Origin of the sequence: Aliiroseovarius sp. (assembly GCF_965228805.1) — a bacterium.
Classification (GTDB): Bacteria; Pseudomonadota; Alphaproteobacteria; order Rhodobacterales; family Rhodobacteraceae; genus JASBTN01.
Genome location: NZ_CBDDIE010000002.1, coordinates 29,407 through 51,990, shown reverse-complemented (window position 1 = coordinate 51,990; position 22,584 = coordinate 29,407). Strand labels below are relative to the sequence as shown.

The window sequence follows — 22,584 nt, the reverse complement described above, 5'->3', positions numbered from 1 at the left end:
GCCCTCGCAGAACGCCTGCTTGTCTGAGCCTCAGCGCACGTCAAAGGTCGCGGTGGCAATCAGCGCGCTGTCCGCAAGCTCTCCGCTCAGACCGGCAAAGACATCCTGGGCCAGCTGACCATCCCGGGCGCGCACCTCGCTTGGCGCTCCACGGGTGGCCAGTGCCAACAGGATCTGGCTGGTGTCGCGGGTCGGGCCCGCTCGGGTGACGGGCACATCGAACCGCACCAGATTGCCCGAGAAAGCCAGGAAGCGTTGCAAATCCTGCACCACGCCATTGTCGTCAATCAAGAGAAGGGTCACATGGCGCCCGGCCACACCGCGCAACACGCCGGTCAGCCGCCCGCCCGAGGGCACTTCGGGCGTGTCCACACGCAGGCCCATGCGGGTCGCCGGGTAATCGCGGTTGGTCCGCAGATAGGCCAGCACCGGGCACTGGCGCGGATCAACAAGGGTGCGGGTCTGGCGAATGTCATCCTCTGGCGTCAGCAAATCGCGGGCAAAGACCTCCATCGCGCCGTCGCGGGCCGCAACCATGGCCAGGCCGACGCCATCCTCGCCATCGCGGCGGGGCAGGGCGGTCAGGCAGGGGTCGGCCTCCTGCGCGCGAATGCGTTTGATCAGCTCGCCAATGGCCAGGTCCTGCGCCGAGGGCGGGCTGGGCGGCGGCGCCGCGGGTCGTGCCGGGGCAGGGGCCGTGCCAACCGGGCGGGCCAGCGCGGTGACGACCTCGGGCCCATCGCTGCCCGCAACCGGTGCCACACTGTCGATCCCTGACGCCACAGGGGTCACCGCAACCGGGGCAGAGGCGGTCGGGCTGACCCCCACCGGGGTTACCCCAACCGGGGCAACGGCAACGGTTTCAGGCATGATCGGGTTCAGATCCGGGCTGTCCGGCGTGACCGGCACGGCGACGGGCGCCAGCGTCGGCTGCGCAGCGACGGGTTCAGGCGCAATCGGATCAGGCGTCAGGGCCTCCGCCTCCACCGTGGCCAGTTCGGTGGGTTCGGGCGTAACGGGTTCGGGGGCCTCCGGCGTCAGTTCCTCAACCTCTTCAAGGGGCAGATCTTCGGCGGGGTCCTCTTCCTCCTCCACCGGGTCATCCTCTTCTTCCGCCTCCTCCGGCTCCGGGGCAAGCGCGGCGTAATCGTCTTCGGCGTAAGGATCCTCCTCCGCCTCGGCGGGCTCGTCGGGCAGCTCTGCCTCGACGTCTTCGCCCTCCGCCCCGGCCTCCCCCTCGCGCAGCACGATACCCGCCAGCGTATCGGCGTCGAGCCGCTCCAGGGTAACGGTGAAATTCAGCTCCGGCGGGGGCGGGGCAGGGGGTTCCCAGGTCAATCCGCGCAGCGCCACCAGCGCCAGGGCAAAGCCGCCGTGGGCGGCGATCGACATCCCATATGCGCCGAACCAGCCCGACGAAGACCTGCGACCATAGGGAAGAAAGCTCATGCGCCCTCTCCCCGGTAATGGATGGTGACCAGGCGGACCTCGACCTTTTCCAACTCGGGGCGGGCCATCAGGTCGATCAGCCGGGTCGCGGGGGCTTCGCCTTCGATCAGCACATGCACCAGGGACAGCTGGGCCAGGGTCTCGGCCGCCTCCTGCGATGACAGGTCCGTACCATCCAGAGTCAGCGCGCCATCCGCGCCCACCAGCAGCAGGGGTTTGGGCAGGCTTTCGATGTCCAGCTCGGTCGTTTTAGACAGCAAGACCGGCACATCGCGCGAATTCATCAACTGCCCGGTGGCCAGAAAGAACAGGATCAGAAGCAGCACGATATTGACGATGAACAGCGAGTTATCCGCCTGCAGCGGCTTCTGTCCCGGCGGGAGCACCTTGCGCAGACCCATGGCTCAGCCCCCCTCGCCAGTGGCCACGCGCACCGAGGCGACATTGGCGGTTTGCAGGTGTTCCAGCACCGTGGTCACGTCCTGCACGCGGGCGGTGTCCTCGACCAGAAGGATCACATCGGCGGGGGCGGCTTCGGACCCCAGAGCGCCCGCAAGGCTTTCCAGCGCATCGAAACCGAAGGCTTGGCCACCGACCGTGAGCCCCTCGTGCCCGATGGTCCAGAGCGCGACATCACCGGGCTGATCCGCACCCGCATCATCGGTCGTCGTCTCGGCCCCTTCGACAGCAGGCGCTGCCTCACCCGCCGCCGCGCTTTGCAGGGTCAGCAGCGAATAGGGCGTCAGGCTGGAGCTGAGCATGAAGAAGATCAGCAGCTGAAACATCGCATCGGCCAGCGGCGTCAGCGAGAACCGATAGGTCGGTTTGCGTTGCGGCAGTTCCAGGCGTGAGGGGCCGGACATGGGGGCAGCTTCCTTCGCGGCTCAGCGCAGGCCGGCGCTGGGATCCACCCGGCCGTGAATGGCGGCCGAGATCACCGCCTCGATCAGATTGCGTTCGCGGTCGATACGCCCCTCGAACCAGGTGGCGATGAAGAAGGTGAACAGCGCGATCGCCAACCCCACGGCGGTGGTGGTCAGCGCCGACCAGATGCCACCGGCCAACAGCGCCGGGTCCACCGCGCCCTCGGCCAGGGACAGGACGCCGAAAGCGTCGATCATGCCGATGACCGTGCCCAGAAGCCCCAGCATCGGCGCGGCCTGCACCACCATGTCCAGGGTGCGCATGCGTTCCGACAGCTGGGCCAGTTCGATGATCGCGGACTGGCGCCCCAGCTCTTCGGCGTAGGAGGGGTCCTGCGGGCGCGACTGCAGCCCCGAAAAGACTGATTGCAGCACCCGCGCCAGGACGGATTTGCGTTCGGCGGCAGCGCTGATCGCGTCGTCCGGGCGGCCGGACAGCCAGCTGTCCAGGATCGCCTCGGCGCTTTCACGTTTGCCAACGCCCAGGCGGGCAAACTGCGCCGCCTTGTACAGGCCGATGGCGACGCCGACCAGGGACAGAAACCCCAGTGTGGCGAATACGGCCAGGGTGGACAGATTGAATTGGCCTTGGAAGAAAAGCTCAAGGATCGCGGTCATGGGGGTTCCTTTCACAGCCTCCGCTCAGGCAGCGGCCCGATTGAAAAGCGCGAGGGCAGGCGGGGTCAGATGCCGAACTGGATCGCGGTGCGCGAGCTGGCCACCAGGCCGCTCATGCAAAAGCCGCTTTCGGTCCCGTCGGGCTGTGTGCAGGCGGCCACGTCATTGACCACGATGCGCGAGATAGATTCGCAGGGTGTTTCGCCCAGGTCGAATTGCAGGATCTTCGTCTTGCCCGCGATCAGCGCGCCGAATTCCAGCACCAGTAGGCGGGTCACGGCGCCGTCGGCGTCGAAGACGCCAACCTCGAAGGCGGTTCGGTCGAAGGCCAGCTCGGACTGGTTTGCCGCCACATAGGTCAGGCGACAGCTGCCCGCGGTTGTGCCCGCAGCCGCATTCAGTTGAAGGTCAAAGCTCCCGGCGTCCTGCGCAGTGGCGGCAAACGGCAACGCGAGGGCCAGACAGGCGGCGCCAATCCGGGCCGCGATGGAAGATTCAAATGACATGATGCCCCCGTGCAATACTGTTTTGATCAACATCCCGACACCCGCGCCGCAACAAAGCAGGTCGGGCGTTTCGTCAACCAGTTGGCAGGAAGTGCGGGGGTGGTGTCAACCGTAGATTGCCCCTGATATGCCTTTGACAGCCCGCCGAACGCGGCCTGTCGTGACAAAGCGGCAAATGGTCAGCGGAAGACGCCGACCAACCAGGAGTTACCGCCCGGTTCAAGCGCGTCGTTCAGGTTCCCCGAGGGGGCCACGGGGATCTGTGTCACCACGCGGCGTGTCGCGGTATCGCTCGGTACCGGGACTTCGGGCGAGACGAGGTCGAACGGCGTCGATCCGCCCTGAGCATCCCGTGCGCCGTCGTTCGGTTTGGTCTGGCCGTCAACCTGCTCCAGGCTCATGACGCCCGCATCCAGAGTTTCCAACCGCGCCACATCCGCACCAAAGGCGACCGCCGGTTCCGGTGCTGCAGTGTCCGCCGTCGTTACCGGGGCCATTGGCACGACCGCCGGGATCGCAACAGGGGCGGTCCGACGGGCGATGGCCTGGGTCTTGTCGGCCGGTTCGACAACCGCCGAAGGCACTGCCAAAGCAACCTCGTCAAAAGAGGCCTGATGGGCTGCCGCCAACGCCATCGCGCCGCCGAAGCCAAGTCCGATACCGGACGCTGAGAGGACCAAAAACCGTTTCATGCATCTTACATAGCAGCTTTGGGTGTGTTTGTTTAGGCAAAGCGGTGAAAAGATCGGCTGTATTTCGCTCAAACTGTTGCTTTCACGCACTTATCTGGCAATGATTTCGATGGCTGCCCCGCCTCTGACCGCAAAGCCCCGACCGGAGCCTCCTCGTGCGTTTTCTGCTCTTTGCCTTTGTTTTCCTGTTCTATTTTAGCGCGAACAGCACTCCGGCCAGGGCCGAATTTGCCGTCTGCAACCAGACTTTCGATGTGGTGAACGTGGCGATCGGAAAATATGACGAAAATGTGTTCGTAACCTCTGGTTGGTGGACCATCGGCCCAAATCAATGCGCAAACGTGATCGATCAAGAGCTTTCCGTCCGCTATGTTTATGTCTTCGCGCAGGATGTTTTCGGCAAGATCGTCCTGTCCGGAGGCACGCGCATGTGCGTCGCGCCGAACCGATTCGACATTCGCGGTGAAGGGGATTGCGCCGCCCGCGGCTATATCGCGGCCGATTTTCACGAGGTCGATACCCTGGCCACCGAACGCTGGACCCTGTTCCTGACCCCGCCGCCCTAGGCCCGGTGCACAACCTGAAAGAAAGCGCCCCCGGCGCACAATCGCACAAGACATCCCGCCCGGCACCATGCTAGCCTTTGAAGCAGCTCAAACCATTTCACCCCAACCTGCCAGACTGTCCGCGTATCCGTGAATTTCAAACCTCTCATATCCTTGGCTCTTCTGGTCGGATCCGTGCTTGGCCCGACCCTGTGCGCGATGCCCGCATTCGCCCAGGAGCCCCCGTGGCAGGCGCTGGTCATCGGCAATCCCTCACGAAATGCACCCGCCGCCTTCGGTGACAGTTTCCGGGTGGCCGAGATGCTGAAGGCCCAGGCGGCCCAGACCCCCGGCGGGATCGAGGTCACCCTGCGCCGCGAGTTGGGAGCCGACGCGATGGCACAGGCGATTGAGGCCGTGGCCGGGCGCGCGCGGGTGCTGATCTATTTCTCGGGGCCGATCTCGGTGCAGAGCAAGGGGCCGGTGCTGATGGGACAGGGCGGGGGCGACGCGCGCAGCGCCGTGGCCAGCCTGTTGGAACGTCTGGCCACGGCAGGCACCCGCGATCTGATCCTGCTGGTCGAGGATTGCGCAGGCGGCAAAGGCATGGGTGGACGGATTGCTGTGCCCGACGTGCCGCAGGGGCTGAACCTTTTCCTGGCGGCCAGTGCCGGACCGGGGGTGGACTGCACTGACGATACCGCGCGCATGACCGACGCGCTGATTGCGCCAGGACCACAGAGCGACCTCAAGGCCCGGCTGGCACAGATGTGGACCGTGGCCACCGGCAGCTCGATCCCCCTGATGATGGGGGAGGGGGCCGTGACCCCGTCATCCTCTCCGGTTGCCGCAGCCTCCGATACCCCGCCCGATACCCCATCCGACAGCGCCATCCTGCCGGTCGTGAACGAAGCCTCGCCGGTGGTGGCGCTGGTGGCAAATGACACGATCCGCCTGACCCCGACGATCGAGCCGGTCAGCCTGACAACGGCAAGCGCGCCGGTCACCGGCGGGGCCTCGCCGGTGGTGGCAGATGATCAGACGGTGATTTTCGTCGCCCCACCCGCCACGCAGATCGCCGCGCGGGACGTGGCGGACGGCTTGCCGGAACCGTCGATCATCGTCGGGGTGATCGAAGGCGTTTCAGGCACATTCGGCACGGTGGATGACGTTGATCCGACCGTGGGACAGACCGAGATCACCTATGACAACCTTGATGCGCGCAATGGGTTGCGCGACCAGGACCCGGACCTGTTCGCAAGCCTTGTGGCAGGCGGAGCATTCGACCCGCCTCAGACCGAGATGGCCCGCGCGCTGCAGACCGAACTGGCCCGCATGGGCTGTTATCGCACCGTCGTCGACGGCGTCTGGGGCAACGGGTCGCGCGGGTCGGTGGACCGCTATTTTGCCGAACTGGACGGCGTCACGGCGGTTACGCGCGAACCCGAGGTCGAGCTGTTCCGGCAGATCCTGACCGAGGGTGACGTGACCTGTGCAGCCCCGGTGGTCACTGCGACAACACCTCCGCCCACGGGCGGCGGCGGCGGCAACCGGCCGACCCCGGCCCCCGCACCGGCACCGGCCCCCGCGCCCGCCCCCAGCACCGGTGGCGGTCTGGGCGGCGCGGGTCTGGGCGGCGTGTTCCGCTGACCGGGGGCGCCGATCCGTGAGTTTCGAAGTCGACCCGAGATTCAAGAAAGGCTCCGAAGCGGCCCAGAAACGCCGGGCCAAACGCCAGAAGCTTCGGATCGGTTTGCTTGCTGGCGGCGGGCTGGCCGGTGTGGCGCTGATTGCCGGGATCTGGTGGGTTGGCAGCCAGTTGCTGGACGGGGGCGAGGCCCCCCACGATCTGGCGCAGACCGATCCGCAGGGACAGGACACACGGCAACCCGCGCCCGGCGGCGAGGATCCGGTGGGTTCGGCCTCGGACGACAGTTTCACCATGGTCCAGGTCGCCGCCAGCGCCGAGGCCGACCTGGTCGCGGCGCGCGCCCCTTTCATCGACATTGCCAAGGATCCGATGATCCTGCATTTCGAAAGCACCGGGCGCGAGACGCGCAAATCCCTGGCAGGACCGCCGGAGCTGCCCGCTGAACGGGTCGGCACGCTGTCGCCGGAACGGCTGGTGCTGATCCGCGACGACCTGGTGCTGCGCGAGACACAGATCGTGACACGCATTCCGTCAAGCCGTGCCGATCTTGCCTTCTTCCAGGCCAGCCGCAGTCAGGGCATCACCGCCATGGCGGGCGGCGAGCCCCCCCCAACCAGCACCGCACCGCAGGTCGAGGCGGAACAGGGCGAGCTGATCTCGGTCGATGGCAGCGACGGCAGCTGGGGGGAATTGATCGCCGGGGCCGAAGGCGTGGCCGAGGACCGCGCCACCTTCGTCGAAACCCAGATCCGCAACACCACCTCGGTGGCCTTCATGCTGCGCGAGGCGGACCGGCGACCGCTCTATGAGGACAAGATCACCGTTCTGCGCACCGACCGTAGCCTGTCGGACATCCTGGACGAATTGGCGCTGGACCCGGCCGAGGCGGCTCAGGTCGTCGCCAATGCCGAACGACGCCTGTCGGTCGGGCCGGAGCTTAACGCTGGACATGTGGTGGCGATCCGCACCAGCCCGGGCCTGACCGGGCCGGTGCTGCAACAGATTTCGCTCTATCGCGATGACACCTATCTGGGCACGCTCGCCCGGGTAGGCGCGGGGCGGTACGATACTGGCGCCGATCCCTGGATCGGGACCGATCTGATGGCGCGTGGACAGGCGGCACGTCCAGCCAACACCGGGCAGGAGGTGCGCCTTCTGGATGCGGTCTATTCCGCCGCGATCCGCAATGGGCTGTCCACAAGCCAGGTTGGTGAGCTGATCGTAATGATGTCGCAGGCCCATGACCTGGACCGCTTTGCCGCCGTGGGCGACCGACTGACCCTGCTGATGGCCGCCACCCCTGGGCCGCGCGGCCAGGGCAACGGGCGCATCCTGTTTGCCGGCATCAAGGGGCCATCGGGAACGCTGGACTGTTACGTGGTCGCACAAAACGGAGACTCGGAGTTCGGCTGTTTCCGCAACCGCGGCAGTGGCGGCGGGGGCGGCGGCAGATTGGGCGGCGGTCTGGTGGTGCCGGTGGCAGGGACCAAGACCTCGGACTTCGGGCCACGCATGCACCCGATCCTGCGCCAGCTGCGCAATCACAACGGGGTGGACTGGGCCGCGCCAACCGGCACGCCGGTGGTAGCCGCCGCGGCGGGCAAGATCGCCGTGGCCGGACAGGGCGGTGGCTATGGCAATGTGGTCTATATCGACCATGCGGGCGGGTTGCAGACACGCTATGCCCACCTGAACGCCTTTGCCGACGGGATCAGCGCCGGGGTCGATGTGCAGGCGGGCGAGCTAATTGGGTATGTCGGCACCACCGGGCGTTCGACCGGTCCGCACCTGCATTTCGAACTGCATGTGAACGGCACGCCGGTGGACCCGCTGACCCATACCGGCCCGACCCCGGGCGACGGCGGCAGCGGCGCAATCATGGCCGGAGGGGCCAGCGATGCGGTCGAGGCACTGGTCGATCAGATCATCCGGGTCGAAAGTGGCGGGCGGGCCGACGCGGCCAATCCGAACTCCACCGCCGTGGGGCTGGGGCAATTCATCAAGGGCACCTGGCTGCGCATGATGAACACCTATCGCCCCGATCTGGTCGCCACGATGAGCGAGCCAGACCTGCTGGCGCTGCGCACCAACCCGGACCTGTCACGCGAAATGGTGCGCAACCTGGCGCGCGAGGGCGAGGCCTATCTGCGCGCGCGGGGTCACGAGATCACGCCGGGCCGCCTCTACCTGGCGCATTTCCTGGGCGCGGGCGGGGCGGACACGGCGTTGAACGCCGATCCGTCCCTGTCGGTCGAAGAGGTCATGGGCGCGACCGTGGTCAATGCCAACGGCTTTCTGCGTGACAAGACCATCGGCGATCTCTGGGCCTGGGCCGACCGCAAGATGGGCCAGCGCGGCAGCGCACCGGTCGCTCGCACACGCGCGGTGCCTGCCGAAGTGCGCGCCTTCATCGACCTGCTAAAGCCGATCCTGTCGGAAGAGACCTGATCCCCGGTATCAGCGGTCAACGGCAGCCTTGAAAGCTTCCTTCACCGCGGTTTCGAACCCTTTCTTGACCACGAACTCCTTGACCATGCCCGAGGTCACCTGCTTGGCGATCCCACCACCTGCCATGGACACCCCGCGCGAGAAGTAGACGGCATAGATCCCGTCCAGAATGATCCCGCGTGCGAAGTTCATGAAGAGGTTCATGGCCATCTGGTTGAAGCCCGGGTCGCGCATGATCACGTCCATCTCAACCCGCGCCTGCATGGCCACCTCGGTCACGGCAGACCCGTCCAACTTGATCGGCGACAGGAAGGCGGCCACCTTTTCGCCAAAGCTGACCTTGCCGTCCTTGTTGCCATCCTTGTCGTCAAAGAAGGCGATCACCGCGACCGCTTCATTGTTCAGAAACCCAACCGCCCCAATCGGCGTGTCGGACCATTTCTTGATCAGTACCCAATCCATCGACATGTCCTATTCCTTTCTACAATCCAATGTATCGCCCGCCGTCAGCCCACGTGGCTCTTGGCCAGTGTCAGGTTGGCATCCATCCATTTGCGCACCCGCGCGCCTTCGCTCTTTTCCTGATGTTGTTTTACGTTCGTCTTTGCGGCCTCGTTATGGGCATGCAAACCCAGCAAGCCGCCTGCCGCGAATGCCGGAACCTTGCCACCGGACCCGCCCAGATCCTCTTGCGCATAGCCATCATCGGAAAACTGCGTGTTCGGCGTGCCGCCCATCGCGCCATGGGTGCAGTGGAACCGCTCCGAGACATAACGCGTCGGCGCCTTCCACTGGGTTCCACAGTTGCCGAAATAGAAACGTGAATCAGCATCCGGGTGGCGCAGCGCGTGATAACAGGTCACGACATTGCTGGGAATCGTATCGACCCGATCCCCCACCTTCGTCGACCGGTCCACCGCATCGAACAGCAACAGGCAATGCACCGGGATGTCATGGCCCGCCAGACGGTGTGCCGCATCAATCACCGCCGCCCCGCCGCGGCTGAACCCGGTCAGGAAGATGCGCGGGGCGGGGGTTCGGTCCTGCAGCAGCTGATAGACCGCGCGCGCCAATCTGGCGGTGTAATCCGCCAGCATCCCGGTCTCGGACCCCATCAAGGCGGGCCCGCGCCAGTAGTTTCTGAAAGCAAAGCCCGCCTGGTCGTTGCAGTAGCTGCGTACGAAGCTGTTGGCGAAGGCGGATTTGTATTCCGTGTTGTCTTCCGGCCCCGTGCCGTCGACGCCCAGGATAATGTCAGACATGTGAACTCACCGACCCTGTATCACTCATAGAAAACTGCTCTCAGATAACGGGATTCCCCGGCCGCCGTCCAGAATTATTCGCGAAATCCAACCGCCTGACCCTGGCGCCGTATGCGTTGAAGAAGCTGCGCGTGATCGGCACCTCGCCGACCATTTCGGACGGCGACCTGGTGTTGCCCGAAACCGGCGCAATCATCGACTACATTCTTGATCGGCACCCTTTCGCCTCGCTGCAGCCCGAACCCGGTAGCCCGCAGCGCAACCGCCCGGCATCCCAACAGGCACTTGAGAAGAACGGCCCCTTCACCCCATTGGCGGAGTGACCCGTGCAGCGATCCACATCACTCGTTGGAATCCCCTGATACGACAAGAAAAACGGCCAATGCAGTGTATCCCCGTCACCGCCGTCATGCCTCGCAGACGATACCACCAAAGGCACAGGTGTCGTGCACATGCCTGGCAAATAAATAAACATAACACCAATTATCAGGGTTCCAATTTGCGACGGGGCACATTCTAAACTGGGAAGCGACTTTTCCTCTATCCTACTGGAAAGTCAGGAGAACAGTTTATGAAACGAACCGAGCTAAATCTAGCCGAACGGCGCAAAATCGAGGACCTTTTGCATAGGAAGGTAAAAGTCGCCGAGATTGCGCGCCAGATCAATCGCCACCGTGCGACTGTCTATCGTGAGATCAAACGCAATTTCTTCAAGGATGAAGAGTTGCCTCAGCTCAATGGCTACTACGGGATGCTTGCCCAGAAATCGGCGGCTGATCGCCGTGCAAGACGTCGCAAACTGGTGCGTATTCCTGAACTCCGGGAAGCTGTGATAGGACGGCTCCAAGAAGGTTGGTCACCGGAACAGATTGCAGGTCGTCTAAAGCTTGAAGGTCATGCAACGACCGTCAGTCATGAGACGATTTACGCCTATGTCTACAGCCCAGACGGTCAATCACAGGCGTTGGCACGTTACCTTCCAGAACGGCGGAAGAAGCGAAAACCGCGCTATTCTCGCACACCTCGCGGCATGATGTTCCCGCTTGAAAGATCGATCCACAACAGGCCTGAGTACATAAAAGAACGTTCAACTTTTGGGGAATGGGAAGGTGATCTTATGATTTTCCGGCAAGAGCACGGGAAAGCAAACGTCGCATCGTTGGTCGAACGGAAGACCCGCTTTGCAGTCTTGTTCCGCAACAATGATCGCAGTTCGAAACACTTCATGGCGAAACTCATGAACGTAATGGAACCCCTGCCCCAGATCGCGCGCCAGTCTATTACTTTTGATCGCGGAATTGAGTTCTCGGGATGGCGAAAGCTGGAATCAGGAATTGGAACGAGCGCCTGGTTCTGTGATCCGCAGGCCCCATGGCAAAAAGGCTCGGTTGAGAACCTGAACAAACGGGCTCGAAGGTATTTGCCGCGCGATACCCCGATCGCGGCGCTCTCAAATCGCGACATGAAGGCGATTTGTGACCGCCTGAACGGAACACCAAGGAAATGTCTTGGGTGGCGAACGCCAACAGAAGCATTCACCGAAGAACTGAGAAAACTTGGATAACAAGAAATGTCGCAACCTAACTTGAGTTCACACGGGTGGATTCACAAACGAAGTGCAAATTCTGTACGAATACAGAAGCTTGCATGGAGGATGTTGAATGGGACGCCACTACTCTCACCTGAGTCTGGATGAACGCCGGAGGATTGCCAATTGGCTTGAAGCCAAAATGCCGATTGCAGAGGTTGCGGATCGTTTGTGCCGTGATGCTTCGACAATCTACCGAGACATTAAACGGAACCGGCACACAGATTCTGAACTTCCCGAACTGGATGGTTACCACGCCGTAGCCGCGCAAGACATGTATGAGCGCCGCCGCGCCATTCATCGCAAGATGATCGTACACCCAGAATTGAAGGCCGCCATCGAAGACCGTCTGAAGGCAGGTTGGTCGCCCGAGCAAATTGCTGGTCGCATGCGGCTTGAACATCATCCGATCCGCGTGAGCCATGAGACAATCTATCGGTTCGCTTACTCGAAAGACGGCCGCCACGAACAGTTCTATCGCCACCTACCCGAGCATCGCAGACGTCGCAGACCGCGCAGGCACCGGCGTGAGCCGCCCCATCTGACTGGTCCAGGTTGATAGTTAGTGCATGATCGGCCTGTGTTCCATCGGGATGATGGTTTCGGGTGCCGGTGGGCGATAGCCCAATGCACTGTGAGGTCGTTTTGTGTTGTAGTGTTTCCTCCATTCTTCGATCAGGATCTGGGCTTCATGCAGGGTATAGAAGATCTCCCCGTTGAGCAGTTCGTCCCGGAACCGGCCATTGAAGCTTTCACAATATCCGTTCTCCCATGGGCTTCCCGGTTCGATGTAGGCAGTTTGAGAGCCGACGGCTGCGATCCAATCCCGAACCGCTTGTGCAACAAACTCGGGGCCATTGTCGGAACGTATGAAGGCTGGAGGGCCACGTAGGATGAACAGGTCGGTCAAAGCGTCAATCACATCTGTCGAGTTCAGTTTGCGCTCCACCTTAATCGCCAGACATTCGCGGCTGTGCTCATCAATGATGTTCAGCGTCCGGAAGACCTTGCCGTCATCTGTCCGGCAGTGAACGAAATCATAGGACCAGACGTGGTTGCGGTGCTCCGGCCGGAGCCGGATGCATGATCCGTCATTCAGCCAGAGCCGCCCTTTCTTTGGTTGTTTTAGTGGAACCTTCAGCCCCTCTCGCCGCCATAGCCGTTCGACACGACCATCACTAACCCATTGCCCGGCAGGCGCATGCGCAGCATGCTGCCGAGAGGGGGCCAGCCTGCCTCTCTGAGCAAGGCCGCGACCCGACGATAGCCGTATCGACCATACTGCCTGGCCAACTCAATCATGTCGGCCACCAACCGATCCTCATCGGCTCGGCCTCTCGGGGCATGCCTCTGCGTCGAACGATGTTGCCCCAGTACCCGGCAAGCTCGGCGTTCAGACACTTTGAACTGGCCGCATACATGATTGATACAAGCGCGACGACGAGCGGGGCTTAGGGGCTCCGCCCGTTCAGGGCTGAAACGGTCTGATGACCGTTTCCGGGACGCCCCTCACTCCCTTCGCAGCTTCCTTCAGGATCAGCTTGTCCAAGGTCAGATCCGACACAGCCCGCCTCAGTCGATCATTCTCCTTCTGAAGCCGCTTCAGTTCCTTCAATTGATCCACGCCCCTCTCGGCAGATTGCTCCGCAATCACCTGCCGGCAACGCATTCCGCCGTATTGCTTGCGCCACCGGTAATAGGTCTGTTCAACAACACCGATCTGTCTGATTGCATCCAGACGGGGCATGCCTTGCCCCATCAGCACCTCAACCTGCCGTAACTTCGAGACAATCTCTTCGGGCTTCGGTCGCTTGTTTGCCATTCTTGGTCCTCCGTTTCCTAAACATAGCGGTGGACCAGTTCAGTTGGGGAGGCTCACGGGTCGTTGCCGGGGTTCAGTGCGACCGGCCTGGATAACAGTGGCGCGTTGATCTACTTCCTCGACACCAACACCGCAGGCGAAGCAATAAATCTGATCAATGCCAAGTACGGGTCTGAGCCGGGGCTAAAGGCTTACACCCATGTGTCAGATCAGTTCGGGCCATTCGCGACCCAGAACATCCCGGCGACCGTGAGCGAAGCGCCATATATTCTGGACGGCCTGCTGATGAACAAGGCCGGAAAGAAAATCAAAGAGCAATATGCCGACATGGGTGGATTCACCGATCTTGTCTTCGCGGTCACGGCACTTCTGGCCTACCGATTTATTCCGCGCATCCGGGACCTGCCTTCGAAAAGGCTCTATGCATTTGATCCGGCAAGCACCCCGAAAGAATTGCGGGGGATGGTCGGAGGCAAGATCAAGGAACGTTTGATCACCGAAAACTGGCCGGATATTCTACGCGCCGTGGCCACCATGGCGGCTGGTATCATGCCGCCCAGCCAGTTGCTGAAGAAGTTCGCCTCGTACCCCCGACAACATGAACTTGCCCAAGCCCTGCGAGAGATTGGCCGGATCGAACGGACACTGTTCATCATCGAATGGCTGCTTGATGCAGATATGCAGCGCCGTGCCCAGATCGGCCTGAACAAAGGCGATCCGCAACGCATTGAAAAATGCGTTGCGGATCGGCCGCCAGGGTGAAATCCGAGATCGTACCGCCGAGGCCCAGCAATACCGTATGGCCGGGCTGAACCTGCTGGCAGCCATCATCATCTACTGGAATACCAAACATCTCGGCCATGCTGTCACACAGCGGCAAAGGGCCGGATTGGATTGCTCACCGGATCTTCTCACGCATATCTCACCACTCGGTTGGGCCCATATCCTGCTCACCGGTGAATACAGATGGCGAAAACAACGGGTCCGGATCGCATAACGTCAACCCGCATCCTGGTTCGGTTTGCTGAACAAGGTGCGAAACAGCCCTTCCGCCCGCGCCAGACCCTCATCCGTCAAGACAACTGATTTGGCCTTGTTGACAGGATCGTAGATCATGCCTTGCTTATACAATCGGTTCAGCACATCCCAGTCATGACCTTTCCAGGCTCGACGTTCATCATGCAGCGTCAGCCACAATAGCCCCAGCACGGCCTCGTCAATACCATCTGTGTCGATCCCCATGTGCACAATCATAGCAGAAAACCCAGCTAAGCGCGGCGAAACACCCAAAACCGGGCTTAGCGTAGGATTCTGCCCCCTCCGGCATCAGACCCCGGCATAACCGAACCCGCATCTTTGATGTCCAAAGCCTGTCACACCGGCCAGAGAGCGTTGCTGAACGCACCGAGTTCGGCCACTGGGAGTGCGATCTAATGCTGTTCCGCAAGGAGCATGGAAAGGTGAACGTGACATCTCTGGTCGAGCGCGTGAGCCGCTATGCTGTCGTGATACGCAATGAGGATCGCCAATCAAAGCCAATCATGGAAGCGCTGATCAACGGCCTGGCTCCCCTGCCCGCGGATGCCCGACAGTCCATCACCTTCGACCGGGGCACCGAGTTCTCGGCCTGGCGACGCCTCAAGGATGGGATTGGCGCGGATAGTTGGTTTTGCGACCCCCAAGCGCCTTGGCAGAAAGGCACCGTCGAAAATACCAACAATAGGCCCAACCGCCCCGAACGTGCACAGATGGGGGTTATGAGGAACAATAGTGGAACAAGAGGGCGCTTGACGGTTTTCTGATTTCTCTGGAGGTTCACCCTGTCGGTCAAGGGGAGCATTTGGATGGAAAGTGACGAGCTGAAGGTGTGGAGCCTGTCGTTTGGCGAGTTGGATTTCGTTCAGGGGTACCGGCGTGCGATGCGCGCGGGGTTGGCACTTCAGTTGGTTCACTTTCGCAGTCACGGGTATTTCCCGGGGTCTTTGGATGAAATTGCCGCCGATTGCATCCATTTTGTCGAGGAGCAGTTGGGCAGTAATGTTCATCTATACGATCTGCAATCTGATGCCGCCCGCCGTCACCGCCATGATATCTTGCGCCATCTGGGGTTTCGACGGGCGAATGAGAGAGATCGTGCGAAGCTGCATTCTGTCCTTGTTCATGCGAGTTCCACAACAGGCCCAGCCATTGAACCTCTCATTGATTTAGGTTTCCGATGGGCGTTGAAGGAAGCGATATTCGTACCCTCGCGGAAAATCATGGAGCGCTCGGCCCGATCTGCGCTGCATGCATTCCAGGAAAATCTTCTGACAGAGTATACGGGCCAGGTTTCGCAGAAAGCGATAGTGGCATTGGAAGACTGCCTTGCCGAACCACGAGGAGCGCATGGTTTTCTGCGGCTGAAAGATGATGTTGGGGCTGCGACGCTGGATAATGTTCTGGAGGCCGCAGACCGGCTGGCCTTCATAGAGGGCCTTGATCTTCCATTTGGTATATCGGATGCCGCCGATCCATCTTGGCTCAGGCACTTTGCGCGCCGCGTCGAAGGCGAAACGGCCTATGAAATGCGCCGTCATGCCGAGGAGAAACGGATCGGGCTGCTGGCCCTATATATAATGTCTCGCAAATCGCAGCTGATTGATGGGCTGGTGGGCCTGTTGATTGATGTGGTTCACCGGATCGGCACGAAATCCCGGCGCAAGGTGATCGGTAAAATCGCCGCCGACATCGAGAAGGTACACGGCAAGGAGCGATTGCTGGTCGATATCGCCACGGCTGCGATGATGACCCCGAATGGAAGGGTCTCGGATGTGATTTTTCCTGTTGCGGGCGCTGCGAAACTGAAAGCGATTATCGACGAACATCGTGCAAAGGGCACGCTGGATGCGCGAATTCAGACGGTGATGCGGGGGTCCTGGGCCAGCCATTACCGCCGAATGTTGCCTTCGCTGCTATCTGTCCTGAAGTTCCGTTCGAACAACGAAATCTGGCGCCCAATCCTCGATGCTTTGTCTTTGATCTCTCGCCTGAACGAGGAAGGGCGACGCGTCGCTCCGGCGTCATTGGCTCCCGACGGGTTTATCCCGCGCAAATGGCGGGACACTGTTTTTGATCACCGGAGCCGGTTGAATGTCATTTCCTATGAACTGTGTGTCCTGACGCAATTACGAGATCGTATCCGGGCCAAGGAAATCTGGATCGAAGGCGCGGATCGCTATCGCAATCCGGATGACGACTTGCCGAAGGACTTCTCAGAAATGCGTGCGGCTTACTATGCCGGGTTGAAGCTCACCCAGGATGCACGGGAGTTTTCCGGCTCAGTTCGTGAGCAATTGGAACACGAGCTGCGCGAACTGAATGCGACTTTGCCTTCCAATGATCTGGTCAGGCTTCGATGGTCTGGCGAAAACCGGATTCACATCACGCCTTTTGCGCCAGCCCCCGAACCGCGCGGTCTCCTTTCATTGAAGGCAGAAATCGGTAGACGGTGGCCGATGACAGGCCTGCTCGATGCGCTGAAGGAAACCGCGCTGGATACTGGGTTTCTGGATGTTTTTGAAACCTCAGCGAGTCGAGAGGCGCTTGATCGCAAAGTCAGAGACCAGCGCTTGCTTCTGTGCCTTTACGGTCTGGGCACCAATGCCGGTTTGAAGCGGGTGGCCGCTGGGGTGCCCGGGACCAGCTATGATGAACTGCTGCACATTCGCCGCCGGTATATCGATCCGGCCTCACTTCAGGCTGCGGCGGCCAAGGTTGCGGATGCCACTTTAGCGGTTCGGAATCCGGCCGTATGGGGTGATGCAGGAACAGCCTGCGCGGCAGATTCCACCAAATTCGGGGCCTGGGACCGAAACCTGATGACGGAATGGCACGCCCGTTATGGTGGGCGGGGCGTCATGATCTATTGGCATGTCGAGCGTCAGGCGACCTGCATCTATTCCCAGCTGAAACGCTGCTCATCTTCCGAAGTGGCAGCCATGATCGAAGGGGTTTTGCGCCATTGCACCGACATGGAAATCCAGCGCCAGTATGTTGATAGCCACGGCCAGAGTGCTATTGGTTTCGCCTTCTGTCACCTTCTAGGCTTCGAACTGGCCCCACGCTTGAAGGCCATTGCGCGGCAGAAGCTGGCCTTGCCAAGCGCCGACATGCGAGGACAACTGCCAAATCTCATGCCCATCCTGTCTGGTACCATCGACTGGGCAGAGATCGAAAGACAATACGATGAAATGGTCAAATACGCCTCAGCCATGCAGCACGGCACGGCTGATCCGGAAGCCATTCTGCGTCGTTTTGCACGGGCCGATGTGATGCACCCGACTTATAAAGCGCTCGCTGAGTTGGGGAGGGCGATCAAGACCATCTTTCTGTGTCGTTATCTTCGATCCGAAGACTTCCGTCGTGAGATTCATGAAGGGTTAAATGTGGTCGAGAACTGGAACAGCGCAAATGGGTTCGTTTTCTTCGGCAAGGGCGGTGAGATTTCCAGTAACCGGATTGCTGATCAAGAAATCTCGGCTCATGCATTGCACCTGCTTCAAGCTTCACTGGTTTATGTAAACACCCGCATGATGCAATCGGTCCTGGCGGAACCGATTTGGGCCACCCGGCTGACGGATCGGGATTACAACGGACTTTCTCCGCTGATCTATGCTCATATCAATCCCTATGGCCGGTTTGATGTTGATCTGGGAAAGCGGATCGACTTTGGGACAATGGCAGCGTGATCCGCGCGTCACAAAAGGGTGCACCCACAGGAGACATATAGATGTGACAGCGTAAAATGTCTCAAATGAGTGGTAAGATGTCTATTGTTACAGTATCAGAGTGCAAACCACCCTAATGTGACAGATTGCTATGCCAAAGATCGGATACGCCCGCGTCAGCTCCTCAAGCCAGGACCTTGATATCCAGAAAGCCAAGCTGAAGGTGGCGGGCTGTGAGGTCATCCGCGCGGAGACGGTTTCCGGTGCATCTCGCGATGATCGTTCCGAGCTGGCAACGGTGATGGAATTCTTGCGGGAAGGCGACGAGTTGGTCGTTCACCGCCTCGACCGTCTCGGTCGCTCCACCCGAGATGTACTGAACCTGGTCCACGAGCTGGATGCCAAAAGCGCATCTTTGCGGGTGCTTGAACCGGAAGTCACCACCGCCGGGGACATGGGCCGCATGGTCCGCATCTCACCAGTTCGAACAACGCGCAGCGAACGGCCTCTGCATAATGTGTTCTCCTTGCGTTCCTCACAACCCCCATTTGAGCACGCTCGGGGCGGTTGGGCCATGTGAGGGTGTGCGACTGTTCAATATGCAGTATGCGAGGCGCACTGATGTTCAGGGTTGCCGACGAAAACCTGCGGTTAAAGACTCCCCTCGAAGCGCTGTCTATCTACCAATGGGGATCGCGCACTGCGCGAGATTACTTCTGCCCAAAGTGCGGAATCTTGCCATTTCGCAGACCCTGATCAGCCCCACCTAAGTGGTCCAGTCTGAATGTTAGTGCATGATTGGCCTGGGTTCCATCGGGACGATGGTTTCCGGGGCCGGTGGGCGGTAGCCCAAGGCACTATGTGGCCGTTTGGTGTTGTAGTGCTTCCTCCATTGTTCAATCAGGATTTGCGCCTCCCGTAAGCTGTAGAAGACTTCACCATTGAGCAGCTCGTCGCGGAACCGGGCATTGAAGCTTTCACAGTATCCATTCTCCCATGGTGATCCCGGTTCAATGTAAGCGGTCTTGGCTCCGACGGCTGCAATCCAGTCCCGGACAGACTGTGCGATAAACTCAGGGCCGTTATCGGAGCGAATGAAAGCAGGGACACCACGCAGGATGAACAGGTCCGTCAGCGCGTCGATGACCTCGGTCGAGTTCAACTTCCGCTGCACACGGATCGCCAGACATTCCCGACTATATTCATCCAAGATGTTGAGGGTGCGAAACACCTTTCCATCATCCGTTCGATGATGAACGAAGTCATAGCTCCAGACATGATTGCGATACTTCGGTCGCAGCCGGACGCAAGAACCGTCATTCAGCCAGAGCCGCCCTTTTTTGGGTTGCTTCATCGGTACTTTGAGCCCCTCGCGTCGCCACAGACGTTCGACACGCTTGTCGTTCACCAGCCAGCCTGCATCTCTCAGCAAAGCGGCGATCCGGCGATAACCATAGCGACCATACTGGCGCGTCAGCGCGATCATGTCGGCCACCAGGCGATCTTCGTCAGCACGCCCAACAGGCATCCGTCTTTGTGTGGATCGATGCTGTCCCAAGACACGACAAGCGCGACGCTCTGAGATGTGAAACTGGCTTCGCACATGCTCAACGCAGGCGCGGCGACGCGAAGGGCTCAGTAGTTTCCCCGTGCGGCCTCCGATAGGATCAGCTTGTCCAGCGTCAGGTCGGACACGGCCCGGCGCAAGCGATCATTCTCTTTCTGGAGCCGTTTGAGTTCTTTCAGTTGGTCGGTTCCCATACCGCCATATTGCTTACGCCAGCGGTAAAACGTCTGCTCGGTTATCTGCACCTGGCGGATCGCATCAACTCGCGGCATCCCTTGGCCGCATAGCACCTCAACCTGCCGCAACTTCGTGACAATCTCTTCCGGTTTGTGGCGTTTAATTCCCATCTTTGATCCTCCGTTTCCTAACTATAGGGGCGGACCACTTCAGTGGGGGAGGATCACCCTTGCCCGCCGATCCCCGCCTGCAACGCCATCGCGTGGCTCATCAAACGGCTGACCCGACCATTGCCATCGGGAAACGGGTGGATGTAGTTCAGCCGGTGATGCGCCGAGGCAATCGCCAGGATGCGCCCGCTGGCCGACCGTGCGGCGATGCGAAAGCGCTTGTCGAAATGCTCCATGAACGCCTGCACCCGCGCCGACGACGGCGGCTGGTGACGGCCCACTGCAACCTCGGCATCGCCCGGGGCCCGCATCACGCCAGGGGTGATCTCTTCGCGGCGGCCATCGGGGTGTTCGACAAAGCGGAACTCCTCGGGCATTTCCGCATAAAAGGCGCGGTGCACCCAGGTCAGGAAGTCAATTGAGCTGGGGGGCGGCAGGCGATCTTCGCGATGCATTGCGTCTATTTCGCGCTGAACGATGACATGGGCGCGGGCCTCCAGCGCCAGGGGACGGGTTTCCTCTTCCAGCTCGGCCCCTTCCAACGCGCGTTCAATGTCGCGCGGGCGGGTGTTGTGCCCTTCGATCAGGTTCGAGTAGTAACAGTTCATCACGCGCACCAGGTCCGCCAGCTCCGCCGCACTATCCGGGTGCAGCCCCTGGCCCAGCCCATCCGCGGCGCGCTGAATCTCGACCGACAGGTCCGCAAGCGGCGCGGGAATGCGGTCTTCGAAGAAGCAGGGTTCGATCCGGCCCGGTGTTTCCAACATTTTTGCCGATCCTTCGGATAAGTTTTCCCCATGAAAGAAAGGGGATGGTCAGGATATACCTGATTTTCTGCCGATGTGCATTGCCGATCTTGCTCACGGCCCTCTCATTGGCCAATCCCCCCCTTCCCCCAGCGCCATTCCCGGTCTAGGCTGGGCGGGTATTGATTGCCTCGATTAGCACCTGCCGGGGGACGACATGAAGCTATCCAGTCAGCTGCCCGTCAGCCTGATGTTCTTCAAACACTGGGATCTGTCCGACCGCGAGGTCGGCGTGGCCCTGGCCAAGGCCGTGTTCCGGCGGCGGCGCGACGGGTCGTTTCGCGCCCTGCCCGCGCCCGACATCGTACTGGAAGACAGTTTCGCGGGCGACGACCCGGCCTGGAGCCCGCTCGCCCAGGAGCAGGAGATCGCACCGGGCAAGGAGGGCACCGACCTGGTAATCCACGCCGTGGCCCGGGCACCCGAGGGCCGGGCGCGCACCGATTGGCCGGTGGCGGTCGAGGTGCCTGACCGCCTCCATTACGGATTTCACGTGCGCGGCCCGGCCGTCTGGACCCATCGGCGTCTGACCGGCTGGCAACGGCAGGAGCCGGAGCTGGTCAGCGAAGTGCCCCTGACCTATGCGCTGGCCTATGGCGGGCAGGCGCCCGGCCCCGATGACAGCGTGATGATGCACGCAGCCAACCCGGCGGGCATCGGTTTCGTCACGCCGGAACTTCTGGCGCGACATGAGGATATTCCCATCCCGCAGATCGGCAATCTGGCCGAGTTCATGGTGGATGACCCGTCCACCCAGATGACCCTGCACGGCACCGGCCCCATCGCCAAGACCTGGCAACCCCGGTTGGGCCACGCGGGCACCTTTGACGAGACCTGGGAACGCGAGCGTCACCCGCGCATGCCCAAGGATTATTCGCTGCGCTTCTGGAATGTGGCCCAGGGGCCGCTGCGGCTGGATCCGCCGCTCTCCGGGGCGGAAGAGGTCCGCGTGACCGGCATCTCGACCGCGCCGGAGCCGGTTTGCGTGCAGCTGCCGCGCGTCGCCTGCACCCTCGCCGCGCAGGGACCTGAGGCACAGGACAGCCTGCCAATGGTGCTGGACACGGTCACGCTGGATCTGGCGGACCCGGACCCGCTGACCCATACCGCCACCCTGCTGTGGCGGGTGCAGGTGCCCGGGCCGGATCGTTTCGTGCAGGGCGAAGTGCTGTCAACCCAGATCCCCGCCGATACCACTCCACCCTTACAGGAGGCCTGACCCATGACCATGACCGCAGCCCGCAAGAGTGGCCCGGCCGGAATGATCACCTGCATGGCACCGGATGTCTGCAAGACCCCGGTCGGCAGCGCCGTCGTGCCGATCCCCTACATGATCACCTCGATGCTGGACTGGGCCGTGCGCACCGAACCCACGGTCAAGCTGACCGAGCTGGAGGCCTTCACCATGAACAGCCGCACCGACAAGGTGGTCGGCGACGAGCCCGGCACGCTGGGCGGGGTGAAATCCGGGGTGAACAAAGGTTGGTGCCGCCCGATCTCGCAACATTTCAACGTGCAGGTCGGCGGCTATGAGCTGATCCAGAACAACAACCTCTATGACATGAACTGCGCCGGTCCCGAGGGGCCGGGCAACACGATCGGGCGGCTGGTCTATTACGAATGACCCCGCCAAGGCCCAACCTGCCCTGACCCG

The 22,584-nt window shown here is 61.4% G+C and carries 19 protein-coding genes and 5 pseudogenes; 12 read left to right on the top strand and 12 right to left on the bottom strand.

The genetic code is table 11. The features are described 5' to 3' along the window. Positions 1 to 30: 30 nt before the first annotated feature. From ACO07D_RS00895 to ACO07D_RS00870, 6 genes are all read right to left on the bottom strand, one after another. A complete protein-coding gene (locus tag ACO07D_RS00895; protein WP_421701044.1) occupies positions 31 to 1,449 on the bottom strand; it encodes a serine/threonine protein kinase in 1,419 nt (472 codons plus the stop codon). Beyond that, positions 1,446 to 1,850 carry a biopolymer transporter ExbD gene (locus ACO07D_RS00890; RefSeq protein WP_421701043.1) on the bottom strand — a complete coding sequence of 135 codons (405 nt, stop codon included), beginning with the start codon at positions 1,848 to 1,850 and terminating at the stop codon, positions 1,446 to 1,448. The genes ACO07D_RS00895 and ACO07D_RS00890 overlap by 4 nt, the downstream gene beginning before the upstream one ends. 3 nt (positions 1,851 to 1,853) lie before the next feature. Further along, positions 1,854 to 2,312, bottom strand: a complete 459-nt coding sequence (locus tag ACO07D_RS00885; protein WP_421701042.1) for an ExbD/TolR family protein — start codon at positions 2,310 to 2,312, stop codon at positions 1,854 to 1,856. Between the two features lie 21 nt (positions 2,313 to 2,333). Then, positions 2,334 to 2,990 (bottom strand): MotA/TolQ/ExbB proton channel family protein, encoded by a 657-nt coding sequence (locus ACO07D_RS00880; protein WP_421701041.1) that lies wholly within the window; start codon positions 2,988 to 2,990, stop codon positions 2,334 to 2,336. A gap of 65 nt (positions 2,991 to 3,055) precedes the next feature. After that, a complete protein-coding gene (locus ACO07D_RS00875) occupies positions 3,056 to 3,496 on the bottom strand; it encodes a hypothetical protein (protein ID WP_421701040.1) in 441 nt (146 codons plus the stop codon). A gap of 179 nt (positions 3,497 to 3,675) precedes the next feature. Further along, the gene (locus tag ACO07D_RS00870; protein ID WP_421701039.1) at positions 3,676 to 4,188 is read right to left on the bottom strand and encodes a hypothetical protein; all 513 of its coding nucleotides are present in this window, start codon (positions 4,186 to 4,188) and stop codon (positions 3,676 to 3,678) included. 155 nt (positions 4,189 to 4,343) lie between these two features. Between ACO07D_RS00870 and ACO07D_RS00865 the strand changes: the two genes are divergently transcribed. The 3 genes from ACO07D_RS00865 to ACO07D_RS00855 all read left to right on the top strand — a co-directional run bounded on the left by ACO07D_RS00865 (position 4,344) and on the right by ACO07D_RS00855 (position 8,832). Further along, positions 4,344 to 4,754 (top strand): DUF1036 domain-containing protein, encoded by a 411-nt coding sequence (locus ACO07D_RS00865; protein WP_421701038.1) that lies wholly within the window; start codon positions 4,344 to 4,346, stop codon positions 4,752 to 4,754. Positions 4,755 to 4,952: 198 nt separating this feature from the next. Beyond that, on the top strand, positions 4,953 to 6,383 hold the full coding sequence (locus ACO07D_RS00860; protein ID WP_421701037.1) for a hypothetical protein: 1,431 nt from the start codon (positions 4,953 to 4,955) through the stop codon (positions 6,381 to 6,383). A 16-nt stretch (positions 6,384 to 6,399) separates the two neighbouring features. Beyond that, a complete protein-coding gene (locus ACO07D_RS00855; protein ID WP_421701036.1) occupies positions 6,400 to 8,832 on the top strand; it encodes a peptidoglycan DD-metalloendopeptidase family protein in 2,433 nt (810 codons plus the stop codon). A gap of 9 nt (positions 8,833 to 8,841) precedes the next feature. Here the strand turns inward: ACO07D_RS00855 and ACO07D_RS00850 are convergent, their stop codons facing one another. Next, positions 8,842 to 9,300, bottom strand: coding sequence for a hypothetical protein (locus ACO07D_RS00850; protein ID WP_421701035.1), 459 nt, complete (start codon positions 9,298 to 9,300; stop codon positions 8,842 to 8,844). A 38-nt stretch (positions 9,301 to 9,338) separates the two neighbouring features. Further along, on the bottom strand, positions 9,339 to 10,094 hold the full coding sequence (locus ACO07D_RS00845) for a hypothetical protein (protein ID WP_421701034.1): 756 nt from the start codon (positions 10,092 to 10,094) through the stop codon (positions 9,339 to 9,341). Between the two features lie 116 nt (positions 10,095 to 10,210). On the opposite strand from ACO07D_RS00845, the gene ACO07D_RS00840 reads away from it, so the two are divergent. The 3 genes and pseudogenes from ACO07D_RS00840 to ACO07D_RS00830 form a co-directional block, all read left to right on the top strand. After that, on the top strand, positions 10,211 to 10,417 hold the full coding sequence (locus ACO07D_RS00840) for a hypothetical protein (RefSeq protein WP_421701033.1): 207 nt from the start codon (positions 10,211 to 10,213) through the stop codon (positions 10,415 to 10,417). Positions 10,418 to 10,665: 248 nt separating this feature from the next. Continuing rightward, positions 10,666 to 11,658: an IS30 family transposase gene (locus ACO07D_RS00835; protein ID WP_421701032.1), complete on the top strand. Its 993-nt coding sequence runs from the start codon at positions 10,666 to 10,668 to the stop codon at positions 11,656 to 11,658. Positions 11,659 to 11,755: 97 nt separating this feature from the next. Next, a pseudogene (locus ACO07D_RS00830) lies at positions 11,756 to 12,211 on the top strand (IS30 family transposase); the annotation flags it as partial. 33 nt (positions 12,212 to 12,244) lie between these two features. Here ACO07D_RS00830 and ACO07D_RS00825 read toward each other — a convergent pair. Next, positions 12,245 to 13,504 (bottom strand): annotated as a pseudogene (locus ACO07D_RS00825) (IS3 family transposase). A gap of 129 nt (positions 13,505 to 13,633) precedes the next feature. On the opposite strand from ACO07D_RS00825, the pseudogene ACO07D_RS00820 reads away from it, so the two are divergent. Further along, positions 13,634 to 14,501 (top strand): annotated as a pseudogene (locus ACO07D_RS00820) (Tn3 family transposase); the annotation flags it as partial. Positions 14,502 to 14,503: 2 nt separating this feature from the next. Here the strand turns inward: ACO07D_RS00820 and ACO07D_RS00815 are convergent. Next, positions 14,504 to 14,746, bottom strand: a complete 243-nt coding sequence (locus tag ACO07D_RS00815) for a DUF6429 family protein (RefSeq protein ID WP_421701031.1) — start codon at positions 14,744 to 14,746, stop codon at positions 14,504 to 14,506. Positions 14,747 to 14,820: 74 nt separating this feature from the next. Between ACO07D_RS00815 and ACO07D_RS00810 the strand changes: the two are divergent. The 3 genes and pseudogenes from ACO07D_RS00810 to ACO07D_RS00800 form a co-directional block, all read left to right on the top strand. Continuing rightward, a pseudogene (locus ACO07D_RS00810) lies at positions 14,821 to 15,237 on the top strand (IS30 family transposase); the annotation flags it as partial. Positions 15,238 to 15,348: 111 nt separating this feature from the next. After that, complete coding sequence (locus tag ACO07D_RS00805; protein ID WP_421701030.1) at positions 15,349 to 18,231, top strand: Tn3 family transposase; 2,883 nt, start codon at positions 15,349 to 15,351, stop codon at positions 18,229 to 18,231. A gap of 130 nt (positions 18,232 to 18,361) precedes the next feature. Further along, complete coding sequence (locus tag ACO07D_RS00800) at positions 18,362 to 18,790, top strand: recombinase family protein (protein ID WP_421701029.1); 429 nt, start codon at positions 18,362 to 18,364, stop codon at positions 18,788 to 18,790. A gap of 207 nt (positions 18,791 to 18,997) precedes the next feature. On the opposite strand, the gene ACO07D_RS00795 is transcribed toward ACO07D_RS00800, so the two are convergent. Next, positions 18,998 to 20,124, bottom strand: a protein-coding gene (locus tag ACO07D_RS00795) for an IS3 family transposase (RefSeq protein ID WP_421701028.1) whose coding sequence is annotated in 2 segments (ribosomal slippage) — positions 18,998 to 19,860 and positions 19,860 to 20,124 — 1,128 coding nt in all. Because the reading frame shifts where the segments join, the coding sequence is not laid out codon by codon here. 56 nt (positions 20,125 to 20,180) lie between these two features. Next, positions 20,181 to 20,891 (bottom strand): annotated as a pseudogene (locus tag ACO07D_RS00790) (Fic family protein); the annotation flags it as partial. A 196-nt stretch (positions 20,892 to 21,087) separates the two neighbouring features. On the opposite strand from ACO07D_RS00790, the gene ACO07D_RS00785 reads away from it, so the two are divergent. Together ACO07D_RS00785 and ACO07D_RS00780 are read left to right on the top strand one after the other, a co-directional pair. Next, a complete protein-coding gene (locus ACO07D_RS00785; RefSeq protein WP_421701027.1) occupies positions 21,088 to 22,149 on the top strand; it encodes a DUF2169 family type VI secretion system accessory protein in 1,062 nt (353 codons plus the stop codon). A gap of 3 nt (positions 22,150 to 22,152) precedes the next feature. Next, the gene (locus ACO07D_RS00780) at positions 22,153 to 22,554 is read left to right on the top strand and encodes a DUF4150 domain-containing protein (protein ID WP_421701026.1); all 402 of its coding nucleotides are present in this window, start codon (positions 22,153 to 22,155) and stop codon (positions 22,552 to 22,554) included. The last annotated feature ends 30 nt before the right edge of the window (positions 22,555 to 22,584 follow it).